The sequence below is a fragment of the Streptomyces sp. CA-146814 genome, assembly GCF_050942385.1.
GTDB lineage: Bacteria > Actinomycetota > Actinomycetes > Streptomycetales > Streptomycetaceae > Streptomyces.
Genome location: NZ_CP192068.1, coordinates 3399691 through 3425609 on the forward strand (window position 1 = coordinate 3399691; position 25919 = coordinate 3425609).

Genomic DNA, 25919 nt, shown 5'->3' on the forward strand with positions numbered 1-25919 from the left:
CAGCCCGCCGCTGCTCAGGGGCGTCCGCGTGCCACTTGCGAGGCAGCTCGTACCAGCAGAACCGTTCGACCTCGGCCGCCGAGAGCGCGACGAGCGGGTCACCGTCGGGCACCAGCCAGCCCAGCAGGCGCTGCGCCATCGCCTCGTCCGCCACCAACGCTGCCGCACTCCGGCCCACCTGCCGATCCTCCCACGGACGGGAGTCCCGTCTGCGAGCGTCCCTGCGGCGAATCCTCAACAATGAACATCGCACCTCGGTAGCCCGGTTCTCCCTCAGCCTGTCGGAAAAGCACAAGCCGTACGCCTCCGACCACCATTCCCAAGGCACCGAAAGCCCGCGGCTCCCCCGGGATCGGCGAGGCGGTTCTGGCTGACCGTCACGCACTCTTGTCCACCGGCCGTCCACCGGCACATTCGCCCGCCTGGGCGCCCGAAGCGCCCAGTACATCAAATTCGCTGGTCAGAGCCTTTTCACGGCTAACTGGCAACCGAGAGCGAACCGTCGACCTACGCATTACGAGAACACAGTTGCCCCGACAGCAGCCTCTACCCGAGCCTCCGTAGGGACAACTCGTTTCCGTCGGGGTCGAGCATCAGGGTCTGAATGCCGTCGCCCTCGCCGATGTCCGTGCGCGTCGCGCCGAGCGAGGTCAGGCGGTCGACCTCCGCCTCCCAATCGGCGTCGGCGGCAAGCGCCAGCTCGAAGTACAGCCGGTTGGTGCCCCTCTTCGGCGCCACCGGAGGACCACCCCACGTGATCTTCGTACCACCGTTCGGTGACTGGATCGCGGTCTCCTCGTCCTGGTCCCAGACGAGAGGCCAACGCAGCGCCTCGCTCCAGAAGTAGCCGACCTCCTGCGTACCGTCGCAGGCCAGCGCTCCGATCACGCCGGTGTCGGCGAGGAACTCGTTGCCCGCCTCGATGACGCAGAACTCGTTGCCGTCCGGATCGGCGAGCACCACATGCCCCTCTTCCTGAAGTTGGCCCACGTCAATGTGTGTCCCCCCGCATCGCAGAGCCCTTGCCACCGTCTGCCGCTGGTCCTCCGGGGAGGCACTCGTCAGGTCGAAGTGCGCCCGGTTCTGGCCGGCCTTAGGCTCCTGGCTCGGCAGGAAACGGATGCGGAACGCAGCGGGATCAGGGGACAGGATCGCGACATCGTCATCCGGACCGCCGGCAGGATCCCAACCCAGGACCTCGGACCAGAACAGCGCCAGGCGCGACGGCGAGGTCGCGTTGAAGCAGATGGCGAACAGTTGACTGGCCATACCCCGTGCATCTCCGATCCCCTGAGGGTCGATACCGCGCCTCGCCCTCCCCGCAGGCGCCGCCCGAGGGTGGCCGTGCGCCCCCGGCATCAGAGTTCCGTCGCGGAGAGCCCGGTCCTCCACAAGATAACAACCGCACGGAAGCACCACCGCCCGCGGCGCCGGGTCGGCCCAGCCGATTCACCCTGGGAGGCCCGGTGGGTCGTCGGGAAGATGGTGGAAGACGAACGTGAACTGCGGCTGACCGCTGCCGCGATCCGGAGACCGTCAGCGAGCCTGCCACCGGGGTGCGCGCTTCTCCACGAAGGAACGGGGCCCCTCCTTTGCGTCGTCACTGTGCATTCGCTGCTCCTCCCATACGTAGCGCGTGGCGAAAGCCTGCTCCATCGGGAGGTCGACGGAGGTCAGCGCTGCCTCCTTGACCGCACGGACCGCCAGAGGGGCGCAGCGCAGGATGTCCTCGACCCACCCGTCGACACAGGTGTCGAGCTCTTCGGCGGGCACGACCGAGTTGACCAGCCCCAGCTCATAAGCTCGGGCCGCGCTCAACCTGCGGCCCGTCATGAGGTGCCCCAGCGCGACGCGGAGCGGGGCCTGCCGGGTGAGCCGGAAGACTCCGCCCGCGCCGGCGATCAGGCCGATCCGGGCTTCGGGCAGCCCGAACTCGGCGTGCTCGGCGGCAACGATCACATCACAGGCCAGTGCCAGCTCGAACCCGCCGCCCAGTGCGTATCCGTTGACCCGCGCCACCACTGGCTTGGCCAGGTGGAACCGCTCGGTCAGCCGGGGCCAGCCGGGCTTGCCGCGGCTACCGAACGTCGAGGTTGAGGCGAGACCCTCCCTGGTGCGCCACTCCAGTTCCTTGAGGTCCTGGCCGACGGAGAAGGAGCGGTCGCCGGTGCCGGACAGCACCGCTACCCACATATCGTTGTCGTGCTCGAAATCATCCCAGATATCGCACAGCTGCTCATGCATCGCCAGGGTCATCGCATTGAGTGCTGCCGGTCGGTCGAGCGTGATGCGGGCCACGTGGCCGGTCTTTTCGTAAACGACGTCCGCCGTCATACTTTCCTCGTCAGAAAAGGGAGGAGAACCGGGCGGAATCTATGCGCTGAGCGCCCCGCCGTCCTCGCCGAAATCGTGCATCTCCTCGACCTGCCGCACCAGGTCCTCAGCCAGCCACCGCCACATTCCGGCGTACCCACGGGCGAGCTGCGCGACCGATTCCTTGCAGTGAGCGGGCACCGTCTCGGTGATCTTCTGCCGGTCCAGGGTGATCAGCGCGCAGGCGTCGAGCATGCGCAGCAGGGAGCGACCCGAGGTGTTGTGTCGCAGCGATGGGTCGCGCGCCAGCATGCTGGTGATCTTCCTGACGTCCTCCAGCGCAGCGCCCGGCGGCATCTCGTCGGCAGGAGCACTCTGCTGCCGTGCGGCAGGGAGCCGGCTGTTCACGGACCGGACCGTGCCCAGCTCTGCCGGCACCGGCCGCATCGTCGCTGGCCGCGTGAGTTCCGCGGCCCGGGCCGAGCGCCTGCGTACGCCGCTGGGTACTGGGCTCTCGCCGCGCTGGATCCGGTCGCGCACATCGGCGACGGTCGCCGGGGCCAGACCCACTTCCGCCGCGATCTGCCGCAGGGAGAACCCGGGATTGCTCTGGATCAGCTCACCGGCCCGTTCCCGCCTGCTTGCGGGGTCGATGGGACGGACCCGGCCGTCACGCCCTACCCGGCTGTCGGACTGCGGCAGCGTCAGCTCTCTGCGAAGCCGCGCGATCTTCTTCGGGGAGAGGCCGGCGACCGCGGCGACGGCCCGGTCGGACCAGAGCGGATGCGTGGCGAAGATACGCGTGGCAGCGGCCGCCCGGTCGGCCGTGGACAAGGGGCGCCCGTGCGCGATGTTGGCTGCCACGGCAAGGAGCCGGGCGTCTGCCGGGTCACCGTCGAAGAATCGCGCCGCGATACGCGCTTCTCCCAGCAGCTCGACCACCCGCAGCCGGTGGGCACCGTCGATGACCTTCATGCTCGCGCGGTGCACGAGGATCGGTGGGAGCTCTTCCGCGTTCTCGGAGAGGATCCGGATGTGGTCGGGGTCTTCGCCGTCCATCCGCGGGGAGAAGCCGGTCCGGAGGAGTGCCACCGGGACTCGTTTAACGGGCAACGATTTGGTGATGGATTGCAGCTTGATCAAGTAATCCGAGTCGGCTCGGTCCATGGCCACTCCCCTTTCGTGAAGGAAATCCGATTCAGAAGGGGCTGGTCTCACTGCCAGCCGTGGTCGTCGGAGAGGGTCGAGGCCGCATCCGAATGACTGGCCATCACATGGACTTCCGGAGCTCTGGAGCCAGCGTTTTCGGCCTGTGTCGAAAATCCGATGCCCGTGGCGACAACTCCGGCCACAATCACGGAGCGAAGGGCCTTGCGCAGAATCAGATGGAACATCGGATGATCCCTCTCCTCGACTGGAACTCGCTGACGGGAATGAGACTGCCGCCAGTTCGCGGAGAGGGAAAGTAGGCAGGCGGGAGGTAAACCGGCCATGACCTACTCCGTCCACCCCGTCCCCTGGGGCGGGCCCGTCTCGAGTTCCGGCCTGAACAGGGGGCTCTCGGCACGCACCGCCTCCCAGCCCTGCAGCTCGACGACGCCGGCACGGGCGCGATGCCACAGGGAGAGGGCCGCAGCCTCGGCCTCCAGCAGCGACTCGGCCCGCACGTAGAAGCCGACGACCGGGTGAGGGAGCACGTGCGGGTGCACGCTCACATGCTCGTAGCCATGCCGGCCCGCACAGAGCAGGGAGATCGACTCCGCAGCCCACTCAGGTATTTCCGCATCGGGCCGACGGCGCCGGATGGATACGTGGACGAGAAACATGGACGCCCTTGTCCTTCGAATTATTGGTTCCGGAAGATCTCAATGTGCAGCCAGGGGGCGGCCCCGGTCCGACAGCCATCGGTGAGCCCTAACGGTACACAGCCGGGCCATCCGGATTCATATGAATCAACTCTGTTCAAATCGGACATCTCCTTGCCCTGTCATTGCCCCACCGCGTAGGCTCAAAACCAGCCGGTCTATGTCTTAGGCGTACGAGGTGGGGGCAGAATGGTTGATACACAAGTAATTCGTGGACCCCTGGGCTCGCTCGGCTTGGAGCCGCTCGCAGAGTCCGTCTACAGCGCTTTGCTGGAAGGGGCCAAAGGGGTGGCCGACATCTGTCGTCGGCTGGATCTGTCGGAGTATGCCGTCAGGGGCGCACTCGACCGCCTCAGTGAACTGACCCTTGTACGCGCCTCGGCAGAATCCCCCCATCGCCTGCATGCGGTCAGCCCGCACCTGGGCATGGAGATCCTGATCGCTCGACAGCGTTCCGAACTCACCATGCACCAAAAAAGGTTGGAGGAGGCACAGGCTGCTGCGGCCAGGTTCATCCTGGACTACGAGGCACGTCAGTTTCCCGGCGCCTCCGAAGCCGAGGTCGAGCACCTCACAGGGCTGGACGCCATCCGGGACCACCTGGCCATCCTGAACGACCAAGTGACCGAAGAGCTTCTCACTTTCGCACCCGGCGGCCCGCAACGGCCGGAGAACATGCAGGCGTCCCGACCGCTCAACCAGCAACTGCTCAGACGCGGCGTGCGGATGCGGACAATCTACCTGAACAGCATCCGCACCGACCGGCCGACGATGGACCACTCACGCTGGCTGATCTCACAAGGGTGCAAGGTGCGTACCGTCCCGTCACTACCGAACCGGATGATCATCTACGACCGTACCTCCGTGCTGATCGCCTCCGACGCCGACGACACAGCCGCCGGCGCCATTCGGGTAAGCGCACCGGGCATGATCACCGCGCTGCACAGCTTGTTCGAGCGCGTCTGGCAGTCCGCGGAACCGCTTGAGGCACCAGTCCTCCCGGCTCCCGGAGAGCTGACCAGCCAGCAGTCCGACGCGCTTCAGTTGCTGGCGCTCGGCCACACCGACGAGGCCATCGCCAAGCGTCTCGGGGTGTCACCACGTACCGCCCGCCGGATCACGTCCAGCCTCATGACCCACCTGGGTGCGCGTAGCCGCTTCCAGGCAGGAGTGCTCGCCCTGCAAATGGGATTCCTCCCTCTCGGTGCCGATTGACGCGCTCACGCCTGCTGTCCAAGTGATTCCGGAATCCACTTGAGTGGTCCACGGCATCAGCCGGACACGGCCTGGTCACCACCACCACACGATCCCCCGAACCGCCCGCCGCCGAAAATAGCCGGCGGGCGGTTCTCTGGGTTTCGCCGAGCGATGCTCGAACGCCGTGAACAATCAGCTCCATTGACCCTCCGTGTCGTTTCTGGTCTGGTGGCGCACAACTCCAGGAGATCTCCGCTCCACGATCACTCGTATTCCGCGGAGGATTCTCCCGAGCCAGGCCCCCTGCCGCTGCTCCTGCTTTGCAGAGCATCGCCTCGACCATGACGTGGAGTCGGACCAGATGCGTGATTCGCCATCCCTTCATGGGCGGTTCGTACAACATGCCGCGCGCACCCCGGACGCGGTGGCGGTGCGTTCCGCGGAGCGTGAGCTGACGTATAGGGAGCTGGATCGGCGATCCGACGCGCTGGCGCGCGTCCTGACCGGCCTGGGAGTAATCCGGGAGACTCCGGTCGCGGTGCTGACCGACCGCAGTGTGGACGTCACGGTGGCATTCCTGGGTGTCCTCAAGGCCGGTGGTTGCTATGTGCCCCTGCACAGCGGGTTCCCGGTCGAGCGGATGGAGTGGATCGTCCGCCGGACGGGTGCTCATGTCCTCCTGACCGATGCGGTGATGACCGCACGGGGGCTGCCCGGAGGCGACGTAACCGTGGTCCCGGTGGACGGTCCGGACATCGCGGAGGCCACGCCCGGAGGGGTGAAGGTGGCGTGCACGCCGGATCAGCTGGCGTACGTCATGTTCACCTCCGGCTCGACCGGCACGCCCAAGGGCGTGGCCGTCAGCCACCGCAACGTGCTCGATCTGGTGGACGACTCGCTGTTCGACAGCGGGCATCACGACCGGGTGCTGCTGGTCGCCCCCTATGCGTTCGACGCCTCCCTGCACGGCCTGTGGATGCCCTTGCTGCGTGGTGCCACCTCGGTCGTCGCCGCCGACGACGATGTGGCCGCTCCCCGGCTGCGCGAGCTTTTCGCCGCAGAGCGGATCACCAGTGTGGAGATGACCGCCGGCCTGCTGCGGACCCTCGCCGAGGCCGCACCGGAAACCTTCCGCGGGCTGCGTGAAGTGTCCACGGGCGGCGACGTCATCTCCCCGGTCGCGGTGCGGCGGATCCTCCAGTCCTGCCCGGGCACGGTGGTGCGGGCCACCTACGGACCGACCGAGACCACCCTGTACGCGACCCAGCACGCCTACACCAGCGCTGCCCAGGTCACCGATCAGGTCCCCATCGGCCGCCCGCTGGACGACACGCACACGTACATTCTGGATAAGCACATGGCCCCGGTGCCCGACGGCGAGCCCGGCGAACTGTGTATCGCCGGTGCCGGAACGGCCCGCGGATACCTGCACGACCCCCGTCTCACCGCCGAGCGTTTCGTCCCTTCCCCCGAGGGCCCGGCCGGCGGCCGCATGTACCGCACCGGTGACATCGTGCGCCGCAACCCGGACGGCATGCTCGACTTCCTCGGCCGTGCCGACGACCAGGTCAAGATCCGCGGCTTCCGCGTCGAGACGGGCGAGATCGAGACCGTCCTGTCGGCGTTCCCCGGCCTCACCCAGGTCGTGGTCGTGGCCCGGGAGAGCAACGGTGACAAGCGTCTGGTGGCGTACTACGTCGCTGACAACGTCAACGACACCGGCGCGCTGCGCGAGCACGCCGCGGCTGCCCTGCCCGAGTACATGGTCCCTGCCGCATTCGTGGGCCTGGACGCCTTCCCCCTCACACCGAACGGAAAGGTCGACTATCAGGCCCTGCCCGCGCCGAAGTTCACCGCGGCGGTTGCCTACCGCGCGCCGGGCACCTCGGACGAGAAGAGGCTCTGTGCGCTCTTCGCGGACATTCTCGGTGTCGCACGGGTCGGCGTGGACGACGGCTTCTTCGACCTCGGCGGCCACTCCCTGCTCGCCACCCGGCTGATCGGCGAGCTACGGACCGGTTTCGGCGCGGACGTCTCCATCCGGCAGTTCTTCGACGCCCCGACCGTTGCCGCACTGCTTCCGCTGCTCCGTGCCCCCCATCCCTCGGCCCGGCGCCCGAGGCCGGCCCGCAACGGGCGCCCCGCACACGTACCCCTGTCCGCCGCACAGCACAGGATCTGGTTCCTGGAACAGTGGGGTGGCCCGTCTCCGCTGTACCACCTGCCCGTCGTCCTGGAGCTGAGCGGTGATCTGAGCCGGGATGCGCTCCGGGACGCGATCCGGGACGTGGTCATCCGCCACGAGAGTCTGCGTACCATCGTGGGCGACGCGGTCGGAGAGCCCTGCCAAGTGGTCATCGATCCGGCCGACGCGCATCCCGCCTTTGCCGTCAGGCACATCGACGGGGCGGATCTCGACGCCGCGATACGGGAGTCCGGCTGCCGACCGTTCGATCTACGGGCCGACCTGCCCCTGCGTGCGGAACTGTTCGTCCTCGACGCACGGCGGCACGTGCTCCTGCTGGTGCTCCATCACATTGCCTCGGACGGATGGTCCAAGGCGCCGCTCAGCCGCGACCTGGCGACCGCCTACGCGGCCAGACGCGGCGGCGAGGCCCCGAGGTGGAACGAACTCCCCGTGCAATACGCGGACTACACACTGTGGCACCACACCCTCCTCGGTGACCCAGGATCCGCGGAGAGCCTCGCCGGGCGTCAACTCACCTATTGGAAGGACACCCTGGCCGGCGCGCCGGACGAGCTGCCCCTGCCCGTCGACCGGCCGCGTTCGGCGGACGGCGATCACCGGGGCGCAGCCCTGCCGCTCCGCCTCGATGCCGAACTGCAGGTGGCGATGGCCGAGCTGGCGCGCGTTCACGGCGCCACACCCTTCATGGTGCTCCAGGCCGGACTCACGATGGCGCTGCACCAGCTCGGCGCCGGAGCGGATATCTCGCTGGGGTCCGTGGTGGCGGGGCGCGGCGACGCCGCACTGGACGACCTGGTCGGCTTCTTCGCCAATACGGTCGTGCTGCGTACGGACCTGTCAGGAGACCCCACCTTCTCCGAACTGCTCGCCCGGGTACGGGAAACCACCCTGGACATGCACGCCCACCAGGACGTGCCGTTCGAGCAGGTGGTGGGGGCCGTCAACCCGCCCCGTTCGCTGTCCCGGCATCCGCTGTTCCAGGTCATGCTCGTTCTGCAGAACGTCGTCGGCTACGAGTTCGAGATGCCCGGCCTCGACGTCACGGTCGTCGAGGAGAACACGTCGACCGCGAAGTTCGACCTTCTCATCAGCCTCACCGAGCAGTACGACCGTCTGCGCCGCCCACGGGGTATCACCGGCTACCTGGAGTACGACACCACGCTGTTCGACGCGGCGACGGCCCGGCGGATCGGCGACCGTTTCACCGCCTTGCTCACGGCGGTCGTGGCCGCCCCGGGACGCCGGGCCTCCGATGCGAGTGCCATCGCGCCGGTCTGACGAGCATTTCCTGGTCTCTTGGAGAGCATCGGAAAGGCCGCTTGCGCGTTTCCGTAAAGCACTTGGACGCCATTGCCGAAGCGCGAGTGATCGTGTGACGCTGAGGCCTCCCACCGGTATCGGATCATCAAAATTTGGGAGACCTCCATGCCAGGAACAACCGTTTCCAGCAATCCGCGTTCGCGGGACGGTCTGGAAATGGCAGAGCTGCACGGCAGTGTTTCCGAGCCGGTGCTCGACACCATGAACTTCCTCAATGAGATAACGCATCGCTATCCGGACGCGATTTCGTTCGCACCCGGGCGGCCCTACGACGGATTCTTCGAAACCGAGCAGGTGATCACCCACATCCGTCGGTATCTGGACCATTTGGCGGAGCAGGGCGGATCGCCAAACGACATCCGCACCACGCTGTACCAGTACGGGCCGACGGCGGGGCTGATCCGCGGCATCATCGCCGACTCACTGCGGGTGGACGAGGGCATCGACGTGCCGGCCGAGTCGGTCGTGGTGACCGTGGGCGCCCAGGAGGCCATGCTCCTGGTTCTGCGAGCACTCATCGCGGGTCCCGATGACGTACTGCTGGTCTCCAGTCCTTGCTACGTCGGGATCACCGGTGCCGCCCGGCTGCTCGACGTGCGTGTCCGCCCGGTGGAGGAGCGCGAGGACGGGTTCAGTGCCGCGGATCTGGAGGCCGCGGTGCGGGACGAGCTGGCGAACGGCCGCCGCCCGCGCGCGTTCTACGTGGTGCCCGACCACTCCAACCCGTCCGGGACCACCATGGGAACCGAAGACCGCGAGGAACTGCTGAGACTCGCCGAGCGCTACGACTTCCTGGTGCTGGAGGACAGCCCGTACCGGTTGGTGAGCCCTGGCACACCGCTGACCACGCTGAAGTCCCGGGACCGGACGCGCAGAGTCGTACATCTGGGCTCGTACTCCAAAACGGTCTTCCCCGGTGCCCGGGTCGGCTTTGTCGTCGCCGACCAGCGCGTCCACGACGCCGACGGCGGCCAGCACCTGCTCGCCGCCGACCTCACCAAGATCAAGAGCATGGTCACGGTCAACACACCTTCGATCAGCCAGGCGGTCGTGGCCGGGGCACTGCTCGGAGTCCAGGGACGGCTGTCGCAGCTGAACGCCGGAGCAGCCTCCTACTACGGTGACGCGATGCGTGAGATGCTGCGGCAACTCGACGCCCGGCTGCCCACTGCGCGCCGCGAGGCCCTTGGTGTGAGCTGGAACGAGCCGACCGGTGGCTTCTTCCTCTCCATGCAGGTCCCGTTCCGCGTAGACAACGACCAACTGGTCCGTTCCGCAGAAGACTTCGGCGTGATCTGGACGCCGATGACGCACTTCCATCCCGGCACCGGAGGCCAGCACGGCATCCGGCTGTCGACCAGCTGTCTGACACCCGCCGAGATCGAAGAGGGCACCGCAAGACTCGTGCGCTTTGTCGAGGCACAGAGCGCGGCGCTCCGGCCCGCGGGGCGGGCAGCGTAATTCCCAGCGAGAGAGGACGTACACGTGTCCGTACCGAGTCGGCGTCGACGACCGCGGAGCAAGCCGCGCAGGTGGGGGTGGATGTTCCGATGACCCTGGCAGCCGGGCTGCGGCCCCGGGCCCTGGGGGTGGGAACGGCGGTGACGAGCACCTCGTACACCCAGCAGGAGGTACTCGACGCCTTCGAGATCACCGACCCCAGGATCCGTTCGGTCTTCCTCAACAGCGCCATCGAGCGCCGCCATCTGAAGCTGCCGCCACCGGACGGGGCTGGCGGGCGCGTCGTCGAGGCGCAGGGCGACCTCCTCGACAAGCACAAGGCCCAGGCGATCGAGATGGGCGCCGAGGCGCTGCACGCCTGCCTCAAGCGGGCCGGGGCCGAGCTCTCCGACCTTCGGCACCTGTGCTGCGTGACGTCCACCGGACTGCTCACGCCGGGACTCAGCGCCCTGCTCATCAAGGAGCTCGGCATCGACCGGCACTGCAGCCGCTCCGACATCGTGGGTATGGGCTGCAACGCCGGCCTCAACGCGCTGGGAGTGGTCTCCGGCTGGGCCTCCGCCCACCCCGGGGAACTCGCCGTCGTACTCTGCGTGGAGGCCTGCTCCGCCGCGTACGCCATGGACTCCACCATGCGCACCGCCGTGGTCAACAGCCTGTTCGGCGACGGCGCCGCCGCACTCGCGATCCGCTCGGGCCCCGCCCCGGACGAGGTGGCCGTCCTCGAGGGGCCGCAGATCCTGAAGTTCTCCAGCTGCCTCATCCCGGAAGCCGTCGACGCCATGCGCTACGACTGGGACCGGGACCAGGGGCGCTTCAGCTTCTATCTGGACCCGCAGGTCCCCTACGTGGTGGGTGCACACGCCGAGCAGGCCGTGAACCGGCTCCTCGAGAACACCGGCCTGCGCCGGAGCGACATCGCGCACTGGCTGGTGCACTCGGGCGGCAAGAAGGTCATCGACGCCGTCGCCGTCAACCTCCGGCTGACCCGGCACGACGTACGGCACACCGTTGGTGTGCTGCGCGACTACGGAAACGTGTCGAGCGGCTCGTTCCTGTTCTCGTACGAACGACTCCTGGACGAAGCGATCACCCAGCCCGGCGAGTACGGCGTGCTGATGACGATGGGTCCGGGTTCAACGATCGAACTGGCGCTGGTCCAGTGGTGAATGAGGAGGACGTTATGGAAGACGCACTGACTCTGGTGGTCGACGGCACCGAGCCGCCGACGGCGGCAACGGCGGCGGCCGTGCAGGCCTTCTGCGATGCGGCCGAGGACCGGGCCGGTTCCGGTGCCGTGGTCGTGCGCCTCAGCGGGTCCCCGGCCGAGAGCTGGACCAGCGGTCTCGATGTGACAGCGGTCAGCAAGTGGGAGCGGGCGCTGCGCCGGTTGGAGCGGCTCCCGCGTGCCACCGTGGCTGTGGCGTCCGGCGATTGCGGCGGCGCGGCCCTCGATGTCTTTCTCGCCTGTGACATCCGGGTAGTCACGCCCGATACCCGGCTGCTGGTGGCCAAGGACGCCGCCGCGACCTGGCCGGGGATGGCCGGATACCGGCTCGTCCAGCTCGCCGGGGCCGCGCAGGTCCGGCGCGCGCTGCTCTTCGGGGAGCCCATCGAGGCCCCCACCGCGATGCGGATCGGCCTCGCCGACGAGCTGACCGACGACCTCGCGGCCGCCCTCACCGCTGTCGTGGAGCTGGTCGACGGAATGGCCGGCGAAGAGATAGCCATCCGCAGGCAGTTGCACTTCGACGCCGCGACGACGAGCTTCGAGGACGCTCTGGGCCCGCACCTGGCCGCGTGCGACCGGGTGCTGCGTATGCCCGCGGGGGTGGCATCGTGAGCGTTTCGCTCTGGTCGGCGCTGCAGGCGACGGCAGCACAGGTGGAGAAGCTGGTGTCTGAGCTGCCCGAACCGGGCTCACGACTGCCTGAGGAACAGCTGGAGGTCGCCGCGGCGAAGGATGCCGCACGAGAGCTGCGGATGCGCTTCCTGGAGACGAGAGCCGAAGCCGTGTACGACCGCCTGACGAACGGCGGTACCGAGCGGCTGCGGATCGCGGAGCTCGTGGAGGCCGCCGCGGTGGAGTTCCCCGGCCTGATGCCGACCGCTGAGCAGCTCGCGGCGGACCGTGCTCGGCGGCAGGCGGACAAGGAGGGCTACGAGATCGACCAGGGCATCTTCCTGCGGGCCGTTCTCGGAGCTCCCAGGGCCGGCGCCCACCTGCTCGACACGATGCTCCGGCCGACCCCCAGGGCGCTGGGGCTGCTGCCCGAGTTCCTGCGCACGGGCGTCCTCGAGACGAAGTCGGTCCGGGTGGAGCGCCGGGATGGCGCGGCATACCTCACGATGTGCCGGGACGACTGCCTGAACGCTGAGGACAACCAGCAGGTCGACGACATGGAGACCGCCGTCGATCTCGTGCTCCTCGATCCGCAGGTGAAGGTGTGCGTGCTGCGCGGCGGCACGATGACCCACCCGCGCTACCGGGGACGACGGGTGTTCAGCGCGGGCATCAACCTGAAGAGCCTGCACGCCGGGGACATTTCGCTGGTCGGATTTCTGCTCCAGCGCGAGCTCGGGTACATCCACAAACTCGTGCGGGGGATACGGACCGAGGACGCCCCCTGGCACTCCCGCACGGTCGAGAAGCCGTGGGTGGCAGCCGTCGAGACCTTCGCCATCGGCGGCGGTACGCAGCTGCTGCTCGCCTTCGACCACATCATTGCCGCGTCGGACGCGTATCTCAGCCTGCCTGCCGCCCGGGAGGGCATCGTGCCCGGGGCCGGTAACTTCCGGCTCGGCCGGTACACCGGGCCCAGGGTCTCCCGGCAGGTCATTCTCCAGGGCCGCCGGATCCGGGCGACCGAGCCGGATGCCAGGCTGCTGATCGACGAGGTGGTGGAGCCGGAGGAGATCGACGCGGCCGTGGCCGGCGCCGTCGACCGTTTGCGCGGCCCGGCGGTCGTGCCCAACCGGAGGATGCTGAATCTGGCCGAGGAGCCGGTGGACGACTTCCGCCGTTATATGGCCGAGTTCGCACTCCAGCAGGCCCTGCGCCTGTACGGCGAGGACGTCATCAGCAAGGTTGGCCGGTTCGTGGAGGAGGTTCGGCCGACGTGTCTCGTGCGGTCCTGAAACGACCCGCGCGCTGCTCCCGCGCCGACCGCCCGCACGCTCCGAGCAGGAAAGAGGTGAGCTGATCATGGTTCGGCCCGGGGCGAAGGAGCGCGGTGCCACCATCTGGCTGACCGGCCTGCCGAGCGCGGGGAAGTCGACCATCGCCGCCGCCACCGCCGGGCGCCTGGAGGCAGCCGGACACCGGGTGGAGGTGCTGGACGGGGACGAGGTGCGCGAGTTCCTCTCCGTGGGGCTCGGCTTCTCCCGTGCGGACCGCCACACCAACGTGACCCGTATCGGCTTCGTCGCCGAGCTGCTGGCCTCCAACGGTGTGGTCGTCCTCGCCCCGGTCATCGCACCGTACGCAGAGGTTCGGGAGGAGGTTCGGCGGCACCACGAGTCGTCCGGCACACCGTATCTGGAGGTGCACGTGGCCACACCGGTGGAGGTGTGCTCCGTTCGCGATGTGAAGGGGCTGTACGCCAAGCAGGCGGCCGGTGAGCTGTCCGAGCTGAGCGGGGTGGACGACCCCTACGAGCCGCCGGCCGATCCGGAGCTGCGGATCGCGGCTCACCGGCAGAGCGTGGACGAGTCGGTGCGGGCACTACTGGATCTGTTGAAGAGGAAGGGCATCGCATGACGTCATCGACCGCAGTGGCCGAGGAGGTGGGCAGGCCCCAGGTCCTCACTCACCTCGACGCCCTCGAGTCCGAGGCGGTGCACATCATCCGTGAGGTGGCCGGTGAGTTCGAGAATCCGGTGATCCTGTTCTCCGGCGGCAAGGACTCCATCGTCATGCTGCATCTGGCGCTGAAGGCGTTCGCGCCTGCGCCCTTGCCGTTCACGCTGCTGCACGTGGACACCGGGCACAACTTCCCCGAGGTGCTCCGCCACCGTGACCGGACGGTGGCGGAGCACGGGCTGCGGCTGCACGTCGCTTCGGTGCAGGCATACATCGACCAGGGGTTGCTGCGTGAGCGTCCTGACGGGACGCGCAATCCGCTGCAGACGGTGCCGCTGGTCGACACCATCCGCGATCAACGGTTCGACGCGGTGTTCGGCGGCGGACGCCGTGACGAGGAGAAGGCCCGCGCCAAGGAGCGGGTGTTCTCGCTGCGCGACGCGTTCTCGCAGTGGGACCCGCGCCGCCAGCGCCCCGAGCTGTGGAATCTGTACAACGGCCGCCACGCTCCCGGGGAACACGTCCGGGTCTTCCCCATCTCCAACTGGACCGAGCTGGACGTGTGGCAGTACATCGCCCGCGAGGGCATCGAGCTGCCTGAGATCTACTTCGCCCACAGGCGCGAGGTATTTCTGCGGGACGGCATGTGGCTGACCGCCGGCGGCTGGGGCGGCCCGAGGGACGACGAACTGGTGCACACACGCTTGGTGCGTTACCGCACCGTGGGCGACATGTCCTGCACGGGCGCGGTGGACTCGGATGCAGCCAGTCTCGACGCCGTGATCGCCGAGACAGCCACCTCCCGGATCACCGAACGGGGGGCCACGCGGGCCGACGACAAGATGTCCGAGGCCGCGATGGAGGACCGCAAACGCGAAGGGTATTTCTGACGATGACCAGCACCACGGCACAGAAGGCGTCGACCACGCTGCTGCGCTTCGCCACCGCGGGCTCCGTCGACGACGGGAAGTCGACGCTGGTGGGCCGGCTGCTGCACGACGTGAAGTCGGTACCGGTCGACCAACTGGCGGCTGTCGAGCAAGCATCTCGGAACAGGGGGCAGAACGTTCCCGACCTGGCCCTGCTCACCGACGGCCTGCGGGCCGAACGGGAGCAGGGCATCACCATCGACGTCGCCTACCGCTACTTCGCCACGGCCCGCCGCCGCTTCATCCTGGCAGACACCCCCGGCCACGTGCAGTACACCCGCAACATGGTCACCGGTGCTTCCACCGCCGACCTGACCGTCGTGCTGGTCGACGCCCGCAACGGCGTCGTCGAGCAGACCCGTCGCCACGCGGCGGTCGCCGCGCTGTTGCGGGTGCCGAACGTCGTGCTGGCGGTGAACAAGATGGACCTCGTGGGCCATGCGGAGGAGACCTTCGCCGCCATCGCCGACGACTTCACCGCCTACGCCGCGAAGCTGGGCGTGCCCGCGGTCACCGCAATCCCCATCTCGGCGCTCAACGGCGACAACGTCGTGGAGCCCAGCCCGCGCATGGAATGGTACGCCGGGCCCACCATGCTGGAGCACCTGGAGACCGTCCTGCCCGGTCACGAGCCGGCCGGGCACCCGGCGCGCTTCCCGGTACAGTACGTCATCCGTCCGCAGACCCCCGAGCATCCCGACTACCGTGCCTACGCCGGCCAGATCACCGCTGGTTCCTTCAGCGTCGGCCAAAAGATCGTCGTCCTGCCGTCACACCGGACGACGACCGTCACGGGCATCGACCTGCTCGGTGAGGACGTCGGGACCGCCCGGTCCCCGCAGTCGGTGTCGCTGCGCCTGGCCCACCAGCTGGACGTATCGCGCGGCGACCTGATCGCTCCGGTCACGTGCGCACCGCCCGTCAGCCAGGACGTCGTGGCCACGATCTGTCAGGTGGCGGACCGGCCGCTCACCCCGGACGCCCGCGTGCTGCTCAAGCACGGCACCCGCGTCGTCAAGGCAATAGTCACGGACATCCCGTCCCGGCTCTCGCTGGACGATCTGTCCCTGCACCCGGCACCGGGCTCGCTCGTGGCCAATGACATCGGACAGGTGGTGATCCGTACCGCCGAGGCGCTGCCCATCGACGACTACGCCGACTGTCGCCGCACGGGATCCTTCCTGCTCATCGACCCGGCCGACGGCAACACGCTGGCCGCGGGGATGGCGGGCCCCGCCTTCGCCGCGCAGGCCGCCGCGGTCCCGGTGCGGGACGAGGAGGGCTGGGACTTCTGACGGCACGGGTGGTGGCGCGTCCTGCCGTTCGAGTGCGGGGCCTGGGACAGCGCTGTTCCTCACGGCACCGGCGGGCCTCCTGGGCCCGCCGGTGCCGCCTGCCGCTTGACCTGATCGGCGCCCGGAGCGGCCATCGGCGCGGTCGGTACGGCGCCCTTCGGCGCTCGAACGGGAGACGACCACGTCGAGCCGCCCGTCACCGCCGACCTGGGCGTCGCTGCAGACCACGGCGGCGCTGGGTGAACGATGGCGGACGGCTCCGGGCGCTGCTGCGCAGCCGGGGTCCCGGTCAGGCAGGAACGACCTCCACCGGCAAGGAACGTATCCCGTTGACCGCCCAGGTGGAGTGCCGCACAGGCTTGTTCGCGAGCGCCAGAGACGTATCCGCCCCGATCAGCTCCCTGAGCAGCGCCCGCATCAGCACACGCACCAGGGCGGCTCCGAGGCAGAAGTGCATGCCGCCGCCGAGCGACAGGTGCGGGTTGGGGCTGCGGTCCAGAACCAGTTCCTCCGGGCGGGCGAAGACGGCGGGGTCCCGGTTGGCGGCGGGAACCCACACGGCCACCGCGTCACCGGCCCGGATCGTGGTGCCCGCCAGTTCGGTGTCGCGGACCGCGGTGCGCATCACGTGCGTGGCAGGCGCGGTCCAGCGCAGCAGTTCGTCGACGGCGGAGTCGACACCGAGTCGCCCCTCGCGCAGTGCCTCCCACGCGGCCGGATGCTCCAGCAGAGCCAGGAGGCCTCCGTTCACGGCGTGCTGGACCGTCTGGCTCGCGGCCACCACCACGTTGTCGCACGTCAATACGATCTCCTCGTCCGTCAAAGGGAGACCGCCTGCCCGCGCTTCGAGCAGTGCGTCGATCAGGTTGCGGCCGGCTTCGCCCCGCCGCGTGCCGAGCGCCTGCAGGAAGTACGTCATCACATCGTGGTGACCGAAGGAATCGTGGTCCGACTCGTCCACGGAGCGACGCGTGGCGTCGAGGAGCATCGGTATGTCCTCGACCGGTATGCCGAGCATCTCGGCCTGGACCGCCAGGGGGAACTTCGCGGCCACATCAGCGGCGAAATCGCCACCGCCCCGCGCACGCAGATCCGTCAGAAGCGCACGCGCCACCTCGTGAGCCAGCGCGCTCAGCTTCTCCACGGCGCGCGGTGTGAACATCTGGGCGAGAGCCCTGCGCAAGTCGGTGTGGCGCGGCGGATCGGTGAGGACCGGCATCTTCCCGGCACCGGGATAGGGAGCGGCGTTGTCGTCCTCGCGGAGCAACGCGCCGCGGGTGGAGGTGAACACCTTCCAGTCGTGCAGCACTTGTCTGCCTGCCGCGTGCCCGACCACCGCCCAATGCTCCGAGCCGGTCTTCGCCACCTGATGGTGCACGGGGCCGGCTTCCCGCATGGCTCGCCAGACCTCGTGCGGGTTTCCCTCTGCGTACAGCGCTGAATCCAACAGATCGACCGTCAACGACACGGACAAGGAAGCCCCCTGCTTCTCGATGGCCTGGAAAATCTCGTGATGGTGTGCGGAGTGACCTGGGGCCTTCTCAGGCCGGCCGGGTCAGTCCGGGGTCCTGGTCCACGGCCGCCGCGAAGTCGGTGAATCGGGAGTTTTCGAACAGCGCTTTCACCGATATCGCTATCGCGTGGCGGCTGTTGAGTGTCGCGACGATGCGCAGTGCGGCGAACGAGGTACCGCCTGCGTCGAAGAAGTCGGTGTCGTCGTCGACGTCGGCGCCGAGAACCTCTTCCCACACCGTCCGTACCGCGCGGCGCAGTTCCTTGTCGGTCATGTGTGTTGCCTCCTTGTCACTGCGGCCAGGAACGACGTCACACCGTTCCTGGTCGCCTCGTGGGCTGTGAGCCCGGTCCGGTCACTGTCGATACGCAGGGTGGTCAGCTCTCCTGCGGGGAGCCAGTCACGGTGGTCGGGGTGTTCGCGGGAGAGAACCTGGAGCATCGGCCCGATCGGCTCGGGGGGCAGCGCGCCCCGCGCCGCAAGCAGGTAGGAGAGGTACGCCAGGTGCTGTCGGGCGAAGTGGGCCACCGGTTCGGCGATCACGTCGCCACTCAGCCCCTGTGCCCGAAGGGCCGTCTCCGCGCGGCGCCTCAGGTCCTCGTCGACGGCCTGCAGGAACATCCCCGGTTCGGCGGGCAGTTCGTCGAACGGCACCGGCGGCTCGCTGCCGCCCGGCACCTGGCCGACCGCGTCGGCGTAGGCGCGTGCGACGTCGTCGTCACCAGCCGGCATCGGGTCGAACAGGATCAGGGGGCGCGGGTATCCGGACCGGCGGGCGAGATGCACCGCGATCGCCGACGCGGCACAGTACGCCAGGATCGGCCCGGGACCGTCGTCAAGCCGGGCCGCGTAGGCAAGGCCGGTGGCCTCGACCGGGAGCGGGTCCTTGAGCAGACCGACCATGCCGTCGAGTTCCAGCGCGGTGACCGGGGCCTCCGGCCTGCGTCCCGGGTAGTCCAAGATCCTCAGCATGCGTGCCCTTCCCGTACGTCGACGGCTCCCGCCACCGCTGCCGCTCCGGCCGGCCGGCGCTGCGGCGAGCGCCGAACTCCGTACCGCCTCACCGGGACTGCTCGTCTGCCAGCTGTGCCACCCGGTCCGCGAAGTCGGCCAGCACCGGATGGTCGATGAGGAGCTGGACGGGGACATCGACACCCCACTCGCGACGAACCGTCGCTGTCGCGAGCACGGCCTGGAAGGAGTCGCCGCCATCGGCGAAGAAGTCGTGGTGGGCTCCGGTCACCTGGGTGCCGAGGGCTGCCGACCAGATCTCGGCGATCCGCCGCCGGTGGGTCGTGGTGGCCTGGTCCAGGGCAGGTTCAGCCGTCATCGGGCACCTCCGGTCGTCAGGGACCGCGCGACCGAGTCGCGGTCGATCTTGCCACTCGAGGTCCGGGGCAACCCGGGCAGTACGGTCACCGACGCGGGCACCGAGGCCTCGGGCAGCAGCTCGGCCAGCGCCGCGCGAAGGTCGCCGGGCTCCGCCTCGTCGGGGCGCAGAGTGACGGCGGCGCGGAGCTGACGCGAGCCGGTGACCGGTTCAAGGGCCACACAGACCGCGGTGGAGACGCCGGGCTGCCGCATGAGACAGGCCTCGATCTCCAGGAGGTTGACCCGCACACCGCGGATCTTGACGTCATGGTCGAGGCGGCTGAGGAAGTGCACCAGCCCGTCCTCGAAGCGCACCAGGTCACCGGTGCGGAACGCTCTGGTGTGCCCTTGCGGAGAGCGCGCGACGGTGACGAAGCGCTCGGCGTTCAGCTCCGGACGGTCGAGATAGCCCAGGGAGACCGGGGCGCCGGCGACGAGCAGTTCACCGATGGTCGGCTCCTGCTGGTTGTCGGGGTCCAGGAGCAGCTCGCAGCCTGGCAGTGGCCGGCCGATGGACGGCAGCAGCGGCCAGTCCGCGGGGCCGGCGGGAAGCGTCCATGCCGTCACCACGTGGGTCTCGGAGGGCCCGTAGTGATTGCCGAGCCGGGCCTGGGGCAGAGCCTCGAAGAACGCCCGGATCGGCGGTGTGCACAGCAGTTGCTCGCCCGCTGTGTTCACCTCCACCAGGGACAGGCCCAGGCCGCCGTCCTGCGCCGAGGCCGCCACGGCCAGCATGTGCAGGGCGACGTAGGGCAGGAACAGGCGCTCGATGCCGTGGTCGGCCAGCCAGGTCAGGAAGGTGAACGGGTCGCGGCGCAGCGGTTCCGGGGCAATGACCAGGGTGCCGCCGTCGCACAGGGTGCCCAGGATCTCCTGGAAGCTGACGTCGAAGTTCAGGGGAGCGAACTGCGCGGTCCGCAGCCCGGGCCGGACGGAGTCGCCGCGCTGCCAGGCGATCAGAGGGTCCAGGCAACTGTGCTGAATCGTCACGCCCTTGGGCAGGCCGGTCGATCCGGAGGTGTAGATGACGTACAACGGCAGGTCCGGCCGGCAGGCGACCGGCCGGAAGCCACGGGCACCGGCGCCGGTGGAGTCCTCGATGGCAAGGGTTCTGACCTCGTCGGCGATCGTCGGCCTGGGGCCGTCGTGCAGCAGCAGACTCGCCCCGCTGTCGCGCAGCATGAAGGCGAGCCGCTTGGCTGGGTACGACGCGTCCAGCGGCACATAGGTGGCGCCGACCGCGATGGTGGCGAGCAGGGCCGTGATGGTGCGGGCGCCGCGTTCGCCGGTCACCGCGACCCGGCTGCCGGGTCCGATGCCGTGGCCGACGAGGGTCTCCGCGAGTTCGGCGACCCACCGCCACAGCTCGTCGTAGGTCAGCCGGGTCGCCCCGTCGACCACGGCGAGCCGGCCGGGCCCCTCCTCCACCGTACGAACCAGTCCGTCGAACAGGCACCCCGGCTCCGCGGTCCCGCCCCACAGCGTGGGCGGCCGCACTGTCGCCGCCCGCTCCTTTTGGCACATGTGGACTCCCAACGTGCGACGGTTGCCGTCACCGTCGTCGAGCATGTTCGTCTCGACCCGTTCGCGGATCGCGAGGGATCTCTGTCCTGGCTGAGTTTCGGTTCTGCTGGTCCGGGCAGCACGTCGCCTGTCTGCTGCGACAGTCGAGCAGCAGGGGGCGTGGATCAGCTCCCGCCCCAGCCCGGTTCGTCGCGGGATCGTATCCACAGCACCGCCGCTCAGTGAAGGCGCGCACGCGGAGCATGAACACCCCGAAGGCGAGCGCGGCAGGCGGGGCGGTGCGGTGCGGTGACCGGGCGCGGGGCGGGCGTTGCTGGGACGGAGCACGGGCCGTTACGGTCGCAGCCGTTCACGCTCAGCACCCACCCTGATGATCCCTGGAGGCTTCCTCGTGCGTTGGAGCGATGTGTATGTCCGGTCCTGTGCGGTCGTCTTGGGAGACCGGGAGCCCGTGGCCGACGCGGTGGAGGCAGGCCGGTACGACTCCGCCCTCCGGGAGGCGCACGGCTATGAGTCGATCGCGGTCGCGGGCAGTGGTTGCGCCGCTGACATGGCCATCGACGCCGCGCGGGCCGCGATCGCCCGGTCCGCCGTCGACCCGGCCGGTATCGGCCTGTTCGTCCACGCCTACGTGGACGAACAGGGCCCCAAGGGGATCGTCGAGCCCGCCTCCTACGTCCAGGGCATGGCTCACGACGGCCGTGCCCGGGCCTTTGGACTGCGGCAGGGCTGCAACGGGGCGCTCGCGGCACTGGAGATCGGCGCGATGTACGTAGCCGCCGGCAGCGCGGCCGTGCTGACCTCGGCGGACAAGTACGAGCGGGAAGGCGACCGCTACCGCGACGACCAAGGCGGTGTGGCCGCCGATGGCGCGACCGCCATGGTGCTGGGCGGCGGGGACGGCGTGGCTCGGGTCCTCGCCACCGACATCGTCGGCGACGGCCGGATCAATGGGCTGGCCGGCCTCGACCCCGCTCACTTCGAGGACCGCCGGGAGTACCGGCGGGCGCAGCGTGAGCGGGTCGTGTCGATGATGCGGACCATGGCCGAGGCGAAACGCGACTGTGTGCGGGGGGCCCTCGCCGACGCCGGCCTTGAGGCCCGGGACATCGGGCACTGGCTCCTGCCCTACACGGGACGCTTTCTGGTCGAGGGCGGTTTCCTCGCCGAGTTCGGGATCGATGAGAAGCACACGACGTGGGATCTGGGGCGCACGGTCGGCCATCTCACGAGCGGCGGCGACTCGTTCGTCGGACTGAACCACCTGCTGGAGACGGGGGCCGCGCGGCCAGGAGACCGGGTCGTCCTGCTGGGCGACTCCACCGGATTCAGCTTCGGCTGCGCCGTTCTGGAAATTCTGGCGCGGCCCGCATGGCAGGTCGACGGCTGAGGCCTCCGGCCCCCGAACCGCACGGAGCCGCCCTCTCCGGCGGCTTGCGTTCTCACGGCCGTTGCCCACCGGCCTACGGGAACGCGACGGAATCGTGATCCGCGAGATCCGTCTCGGGCACGGACACAAAAGGCTTGCCCGCGCATGGAGCGCGGGCAAGCCAGGTCGTTTCGCCGATCGGACACCGGACACGGAGCCGAGCGTCCGGCCGAACGGCCCGCGTGCGGTGTCGCGGACGAGAGGGTGCTCCGCGTCGGATCATCCCGTACGCACCGCACTTCAGGCCGCGAGATATTTGGTGATCACCGTGCTCACCCCGGCCCAATGGTCGGCGAGGTAGAAGTGCTTGCCGGCGAAGACGTGCAGCCCGAACGCGCCGGTGGTGTGGCGCGACCACCCACCCGCGTCGTCAACCGGGACGACGGGGTCGTCATCGCCGGTCAGCGCTGCGAGCGGGCACGCCAGCGCCGAATCGTCACGTCGGTAGGACCGCAGCATCCGGTAGTCCGCGCGCAGCGCGGACAGCACGAGCGTGCGCATCTCCTGGTTGTCCAGCAACCGTTCGTCGGTGCCGTTCAGCAAGGCGAGGTCCGTGATCAGTTCCTCATCGGTCCTCGGGCGCGTGTGCCTGGGGAGTAGTGACCGGCCGGGTGGCCGTGCTCCTGAGGCGAACAGCGCCAGCGGAGGGACTCCCTCGGCCTCCAGGCGCTTGGCCACCTGGAACGCCAGCAGCGCGCCCATACTGTGTCCGAACAACGCCACCGGCCTGTCCACCTCGCGGCCCACCGCGGCGAGCGTGCGCTCGGTCATCTCCTCGAAGTCGCCGACGTACGGTTCGTTGACGCGGTCCATCCGGCCGGGATACTGCACGGCCAACACCTCTGCCGTGGGTGGCAGTGCCGTCGCCAGCGGCCGGAAGTAGTTCGCGGAGCCCCCGGCGTGCGGAAGGCATATCACCCGCACCGCCGCCTCGGGTGCCGGCCGGTACCGGCGGATCCATGCGCTCTGTCCCTTGACCATGACTCCTCGTTCGTCGGCTCACACGCGGGTGAGCTGGGGGACGGCCGGTCCGGTGATCTTGCCGTCGGAAGCACGCCGGACCGCGCGGACGCCGGGCACCAGCGGAGTGAGGCTGCACGGGACGACGATCATCACGGTGGCGATGAGCAGAGTCGTGGTATGACCGGTCTGACCGGCCAGCGGACCGACCAGGGCGAGGCCCAGCGGAGCAGCGACCGTGGAGATCAGCCAGTCGTAGGACTCGACCCGCGATATCACTTCCTGCGGGATCAGCTGCTGCATCGACGCCTGCCACAGCGCGTCGAGGAACAAGGTGGCCGCGCCGCTGAGGAAGGCCGAGCCGACCACGCACCACAGAGGCATCGGCACCGCGAGTGTCAGCAGCGGCAGCGCGGTGAGGACCAGCGCCAGGTTGCCGACGACCAGTGGCCTGCGCGGCTCCAGTTTCAGTGCGACGAACCCGCCCGCGAGGGCGCCGGCCGCGAAGCCCGACACGATGATGCCCCAGGCGGACGGCCCGCCGAGCGACTTGTCCGCGATCACCGGCCCGAGCACGTAGTAGGCCGCGACCGCCAGGTTCTGCATCATGTGCACGAACATGTTGATCAATAGCCACTTGCGTACGGACAACTCACGCCAACCGGTGCCCAGATCGCGCCAGAACGTCTCGGGCGCGGGCAGGGTACGCGGGGCGAGGCGCAGTGACGCCAGCGAGACCGCGCTCACGATGAACGTGACGGCATCCACCGCCAGCACCAGGCCCGGCCCCCACCACGCGATCACCACGCCGGCCAGTGCCGGGCTCAGGACCGTGGACGCGCTGATGCAGAAAGACATCAGCGCGTTGCCACGCTGGAGCTGCTCCGGCGGCATGATCTCCGCCATCAGGCCTCTGGAGGCCGGGCCGAAGAACGCCTGGGCGCCACCGAAGACCGCGGCGCCGACGGCCAGATGCCACACTTGGGCCGCATCGGACACGAGGAGAGTGGCCAGCACCAGTTGCGTGGCCGCGCGGATCAGGTCGGACGACAGCATCAGGACCTGGCGGCGCAGCCTGTCCGCCCACACTCCGCCGGCCAGCGCGAAGATGATCTGTGCCAGGACCTGCGCGGTCATGACCAGTCCGATGTCGGTGACCGAGCCGTCCACCGCCAGTACGGCGAAGATCAGCGCGACCTTGGTCATCCCGCCGCCGGCGGCCGACACGGCCTGCCCGATCCACAGGATGCGGAACTCCCGCAGGGAGAACGGCGCCAGCGCTTCGGCCAGAGCGAGACGCCTACCGATGCCCTTGCCCGGCATCATCCGTGTGCTCCTCGCCGTGTCGGAGCGAGCGGTAGATCCTGAACGCTGGCGATGTGCTGGGGGGGCACAAGCGGACTCCTGTCTGGCATCACGGTCAAACTGACGGTCGGAACGGTCGAGGTCGTGCTCATGAGGTCCGCTCGGACACCTTGCGTACGGAGTCCGCGAGGATCGAGAGCCCCTCGGCCAGCTCCGCGTCGGAGGCCGTGAGCGGCGGCAGCAGCTTGACGACCTCGTCCCGGGGTCCGGCGGTCTCCACCAGCAGGCCCCGCGTGAAGGCTTCGTCGGCCACTTCGTCGGCCAGCCCCTCGCCGAGGACCAGACCGTGGATGAGGCCGCGTCCGCGGGTGGACAGGCCCATGCCCGGGTGCGCCTGGACGATGTCCCGCAGCGCGTTCCCGATCCACTCGCCCCTGCTGCGCGTCGACTTCTCCAGTACGTCGTCCCGCCAGAAGGCGGACATCGCCGCCGCCGCGGTGACGAACGCCGGGTTCACGCCGCGGAACGTGCCGCTGTGGGCGCCCGGCCCCCACACATCCAGCTCCGGCCGGACCAGAGTGAGCGCGAGCGGAAGTCCGTATCCGCCGATCGACTTCGACAGACAGATCAGGTCCGGCACGATGCCCGCGTCCTCGAAGCTGAAGAACGGGCCGGTCCGACCACAGCCGGCCTGGATGTCGTCGACGATCAGCAGGATCTCGTGCTGCCGGCACAGCTGTGCGAGCGCACGCAGCCACTCGGTGCTCGCTACGTTCACCCCGCCCTCGGCCTGCACGGTCTCCACGATCACCGCGGCCGGCCGGTCGAGGCCGCTGCCCGGGTTGGTCAGGAGCTGTTCGAGGTACTCGGGGCGGGGGTGCCCGTCCTGGCCGTCGAACGGCACCGGCGTGGCGCCGGTGAGCGGTATGCCTGCGCCCCGGCGATGGGCGGGGTTGCCCGTGACCGCGAGCGCGCCGAGCGTCGCGCCGTGGAAGGAATTGGTGAAGTGCACGACCTCGGTGCGGCCGGTGACGGTACGGGCCAGCTTCAGGGCCGCCTCGACGGCGTTGGCGCCGCCCGGGCCCGGAAAGATCACCTTGTGGTCCAGGCCCCGGGGCCGCAGCACAACGTCGACGAGTGTTTCGAGCAGGTCGTGCCGGGCGGTGGTGAACATGTCGAGCGCGTGGGTGACGCCGTCGCTGTCGATGTAGTCCAGCAGCGCCCGCTTGAGCACCGGATTGTTGTGCCCGTAGTTCAGCGAGCCGGCTCCGGCGAAGAAGTCGAGCCAGCTTCCGCCTTCCGCGGTGTGCAGGCGACTGCCGGTCGCGCGGGAGAAGACGACTGGCCAACGCCTGCTGTAGCAACGCACGTTCGACTCGTGCTGGTCGAAGATGCTCATGGAAGCCCCTTCTCGGTACGGGAGACA

23 protein-coding genes are annotated in these 25919 nt (G+C 69.1%); 10 read left to right on the forward strand and 13 right to left on the reverse strand.

Annotation, left to right across the window (positions count from 1 at the left end):
- Positions 1 to 546: 546 nt before the first annotated feature.
- The 5 genes from ACQP09_RS15025 to ACQP09_RS15045 form a co-directional block, all read right to left on the reverse strand.
- Complete coding sequence (locus tag ACQP09_RS15025; protein ID WP_433399560.1) at positions 547 to 1269, reverse strand: VOC family protein; 723 nt, start codon at positions 1267 to 1269, stop codon at positions 547 to 549.
- A 267-nt stretch (positions 1270 to 1536) separates the two neighbouring features.
- On the reverse strand, positions 1537 to 2334 hold the full coding sequence (dpgD, locus tag ACQP09_RS15030) for an enoyl-CoA-hydratase DpgD (protein ID WP_433399562.1): 798 nt from the start codon (positions 2332 to 2334) through the stop codon (positions 1537 to 1539).
- 39 nt (positions 2335 to 2373) lie between these two features.
- Complete coding sequence (locus ACQP09_RS15035; protein WP_433399565.1) at positions 2374 to 3480, reverse strand: ParB N-terminal domain-containing protein; 1107 nt, start codon at positions 3478 to 3480, stop codon at positions 2374 to 2376.
- Positions 3481 to 3527: 47 nt separating this feature from the next.
- Positions 3528 to 3707 carry a hypothetical protein gene (locus ACQP09_RS15040; protein ID WP_433399567.1) on the reverse strand — a complete coding sequence of 60 codons (180 nt, stop codon included), beginning with the start codon at positions 3705 to 3707 and terminating at the stop codon, positions 3528 to 3530.
- Positions 3708 to 3809: 102 nt separating this feature from the next.
- Complete coding sequence (locus ACQP09_RS15045) at positions 3810 to 4022, reverse strand: hypothetical protein (RefSeq protein ID WP_433399570.1); 213 nt, start codon at positions 4020 to 4022, stop codon at positions 3810 to 3812.
- A 390-nt stretch (positions 4023 to 4412) separates the two neighbouring features.
- Between ACQP09_RS15045 and ACQP09_RS15050 the strand changes: the two genes are divergently transcribed.
- The 9 genes from ACQP09_RS15050 to ACQP09_RS15090 all read left to right on the forward strand — a co-directional run bounded on the left by ACQP09_RS15050 (position 4413) and on the right by ACQP09_RS15090 (position 16391).
- Entirely contained in the window at positions 4413 to 5393 is a 981-nt protein-coding gene (locus ACQP09_RS15050) for a helix-turn-helix transcriptional regulator (RefSeq protein WP_433399571.1), read from the forward strand.
- A 343-nt stretch (positions 5394 to 5736) separates the two neighbouring features.
- On the forward strand, positions 5737 to 8862 hold the full coding sequence (locus ACQP09_RS15055; RefSeq protein WP_433399574.1) for an amino acid adenylation domain-containing protein: 3126 nt from the start codon (positions 5737 to 5739) through the stop codon (positions 8860 to 8862).
- 198 nt (positions 8863 to 9060) lie between these two features.
- Positions 9061 to 10365 carry a PLP-dependent aminotransferase family protein gene (locus ACQP09_RS15060; protein ID WP_433399577.1) on the forward strand — a complete coding sequence of 435 codons (1305 nt, stop codon included), beginning with the start codon at positions 9061 to 9063 and terminating at the stop codon, positions 10363 to 10365.
- An 89-nt stretch (positions 10366 to 10454) separates the two neighbouring features.
- Positions 10455 to 11534 carry a 3,5-dihydroxyphenylacetyl-CoA synthase DpgA gene (gene dpgA / locus ACQP09_RS15065; protein ID WP_433399579.1) on the forward strand — a complete coding sequence of 360 codons (1080 nt, stop codon included), beginning with the start codon at positions 10455 to 10457 and terminating at the stop codon, positions 11532 to 11534.
- A 14-nt stretch (positions 11535 to 11548) separates the two neighbouring features.
- Entirely contained in the window at positions 11549 to 12208 is a 660-nt protein-coding gene (dpgB, locus tag ACQP09_RS15070) for an enoyl-CoA-hydratase DpgB (protein WP_433399582.1), read from the forward strand.
- The gene (gene dpgC, locus ACQP09_RS15075; RefSeq protein ID WP_433399585.1) at positions 12205 to 13503 is read left to right on the forward strand and encodes a (3,5-dihydroxyphenyl)acetyl-CoA 1,2-dioxygenase DpgC; all 1299 of its coding nucleotides are present in this window, start codon (positions 12205 to 12207) and stop codon (positions 13501 to 13503) included. Before dpgB ends, dpgC begins: the two co-directional genes overlap by 4 nt.
- Before the next feature lie 67 nt (positions 13504 to 13570).
- Positions 13571 to 14125 carry an adenylyl-sulfate kinase gene (gene cysC, locus ACQP09_RS15080; RefSeq protein WP_433399588.1) on the forward strand — a complete coding sequence of 185 codons (555 nt, stop codon included), beginning with the start codon at positions 13571 to 13573 and terminating at the stop codon, positions 14123 to 14125.
- Complete coding sequence (cysD, locus tag ACQP09_RS15085; RefSeq protein ID WP_433399591.1) at positions 14122 to 15057, forward strand: sulfate adenylyltransferase subunit CysD; 936 nt, start codon at positions 14122 to 14124, stop codon at positions 15055 to 15057. Before cysC ends, cysD begins: the two co-directional genes overlap by 4 nt.
- Positions 15058 to 15059: 2 nt before the next feature.
- Positions 15060 to 16391 carry a sulfate adenylyltransferase subunit 1 gene (locus tag ACQP09_RS15090; protein WP_433399594.1) on the forward strand — a complete coding sequence of 444 codons (1332 nt, stop codon included), beginning with the start codon at positions 15060 to 15062 and terminating at the stop codon, positions 16389 to 16391.
- Between the two features lie 289 nt (positions 16392 to 16680).
- Here ACQP09_RS15090 and ACQP09_RS15095 read toward each other — a convergent pair whose 3' ends face one another.
- The 5 genes from ACQP09_RS15095 to ACQP09_RS15115 all read right to left on the reverse strand — a co-directional run bounded on the left by ACQP09_RS15095 (position 16681) and on the right by ACQP09_RS15115 (position 20772).
- Positions 16681 to 17769, reverse strand: coding sequence for a cytochrome P450 (locus ACQP09_RS15095; RefSeq protein ID WP_433399597.1), 1089 nt, complete (start codon positions 17767 to 17769; stop codon positions 16681 to 16683).
- Positions 17770 to 17932: 163 nt separating this feature from the next.
- Positions 17933 to 18178, reverse strand: a complete 246-nt coding sequence (locus ACQP09_RS15100) for a phosphopantetheine-binding protein (protein ID WP_433399600.1) — start codon at positions 18176 to 18178, stop codon at positions 17933 to 17935.
- Entirely contained in the window at positions 18175 to 18876 is a 702-nt protein-coding gene (locus ACQP09_RS15105) for a hypothetical protein (RefSeq protein WP_433399603.1), read from the reverse strand. The genes ACQP09_RS15100 and ACQP09_RS15105 overlap by 4 nt, the downstream gene beginning before the upstream one ends.
- Positions 18877 to 18964: 88 nt before the next feature.
- A complete protein-coding gene (locus ACQP09_RS15110) occupies positions 18965 to 19234 on the reverse strand; it encodes a phosphopantetheine-binding protein (protein WP_433399606.1) in 270 nt (89 codons plus the stop codon).
- The gene (locus tag ACQP09_RS15115) at positions 19231 to 20772 is read right to left on the reverse strand and encodes an amino acid adenylation domain-containing protein (RefSeq protein ID WP_433399609.1); all 1542 of its coding nucleotides are present in this window, start codon (positions 20770 to 20772) and stop codon (positions 19231 to 19233) included. Before ACQP09_RS15115 ends, ACQP09_RS15110 begins: the two co-directional genes overlap by 4 nt.
- Positions 20773 to 21250: 478 nt before the next feature.
- On the opposite strand from ACQP09_RS15115, the gene ACQP09_RS15120 reads away from it, so the two are divergent.
- The gene (locus ACQP09_RS15120; protein ID WP_433399612.1) at positions 21251 to 22189 is read left to right on the forward strand and encodes a 3-oxoacyl-[acyl-carrier-protein] synthase III C-terminal domain-containing protein; all 939 of its coding nucleotides are present in this window, start codon (positions 21251 to 21253) and stop codon (positions 22187 to 22189) included.
- A 279-nt stretch (positions 22190 to 22468) separates the two neighbouring features.
- Here the strand turns inward: ACQP09_RS15120 and ACQP09_RS15125 are convergent, their stop codons facing one another.
- The 3 genes from ACQP09_RS15125 to ectB all read right to left on the reverse strand — a co-directional run bounded on the left by ACQP09_RS15125 (position 22469) and on the right by ectB (position 25892).
- Positions 22469 to 23209, reverse strand: a complete 741-nt coding sequence (locus ACQP09_RS15125; protein ID WP_433399614.1) for a thioesterase II family protein — start codon at positions 23207 to 23209, stop codon at positions 22469 to 22471.
- A gap of 18 nt (positions 23210 to 23227) precedes the next feature.
- Positions 23228 to 24514 (reverse strand): MFS transporter, encoded by a 1287-nt coding sequence (locus tag ACQP09_RS15130; protein WP_433399616.1) that lies wholly within the window; start codon positions 24512 to 24514, stop codon positions 23228 to 23230.
- A gap of 127 nt (positions 24515 to 24641) precedes the next feature.
- Positions 24642 to 25892: a diaminobutyrate--2-oxoglutarate transaminase gene (ectB, locus tag ACQP09_RS15135; RefSeq protein ID WP_433399619.1), complete on the reverse strand. Its 1251-nt coding sequence runs from the start codon at positions 25890 to 25892 to the stop codon at positions 24642 to 24644.
- Positions 25893 to 25919: the final 27 nt, after the last annotated feature.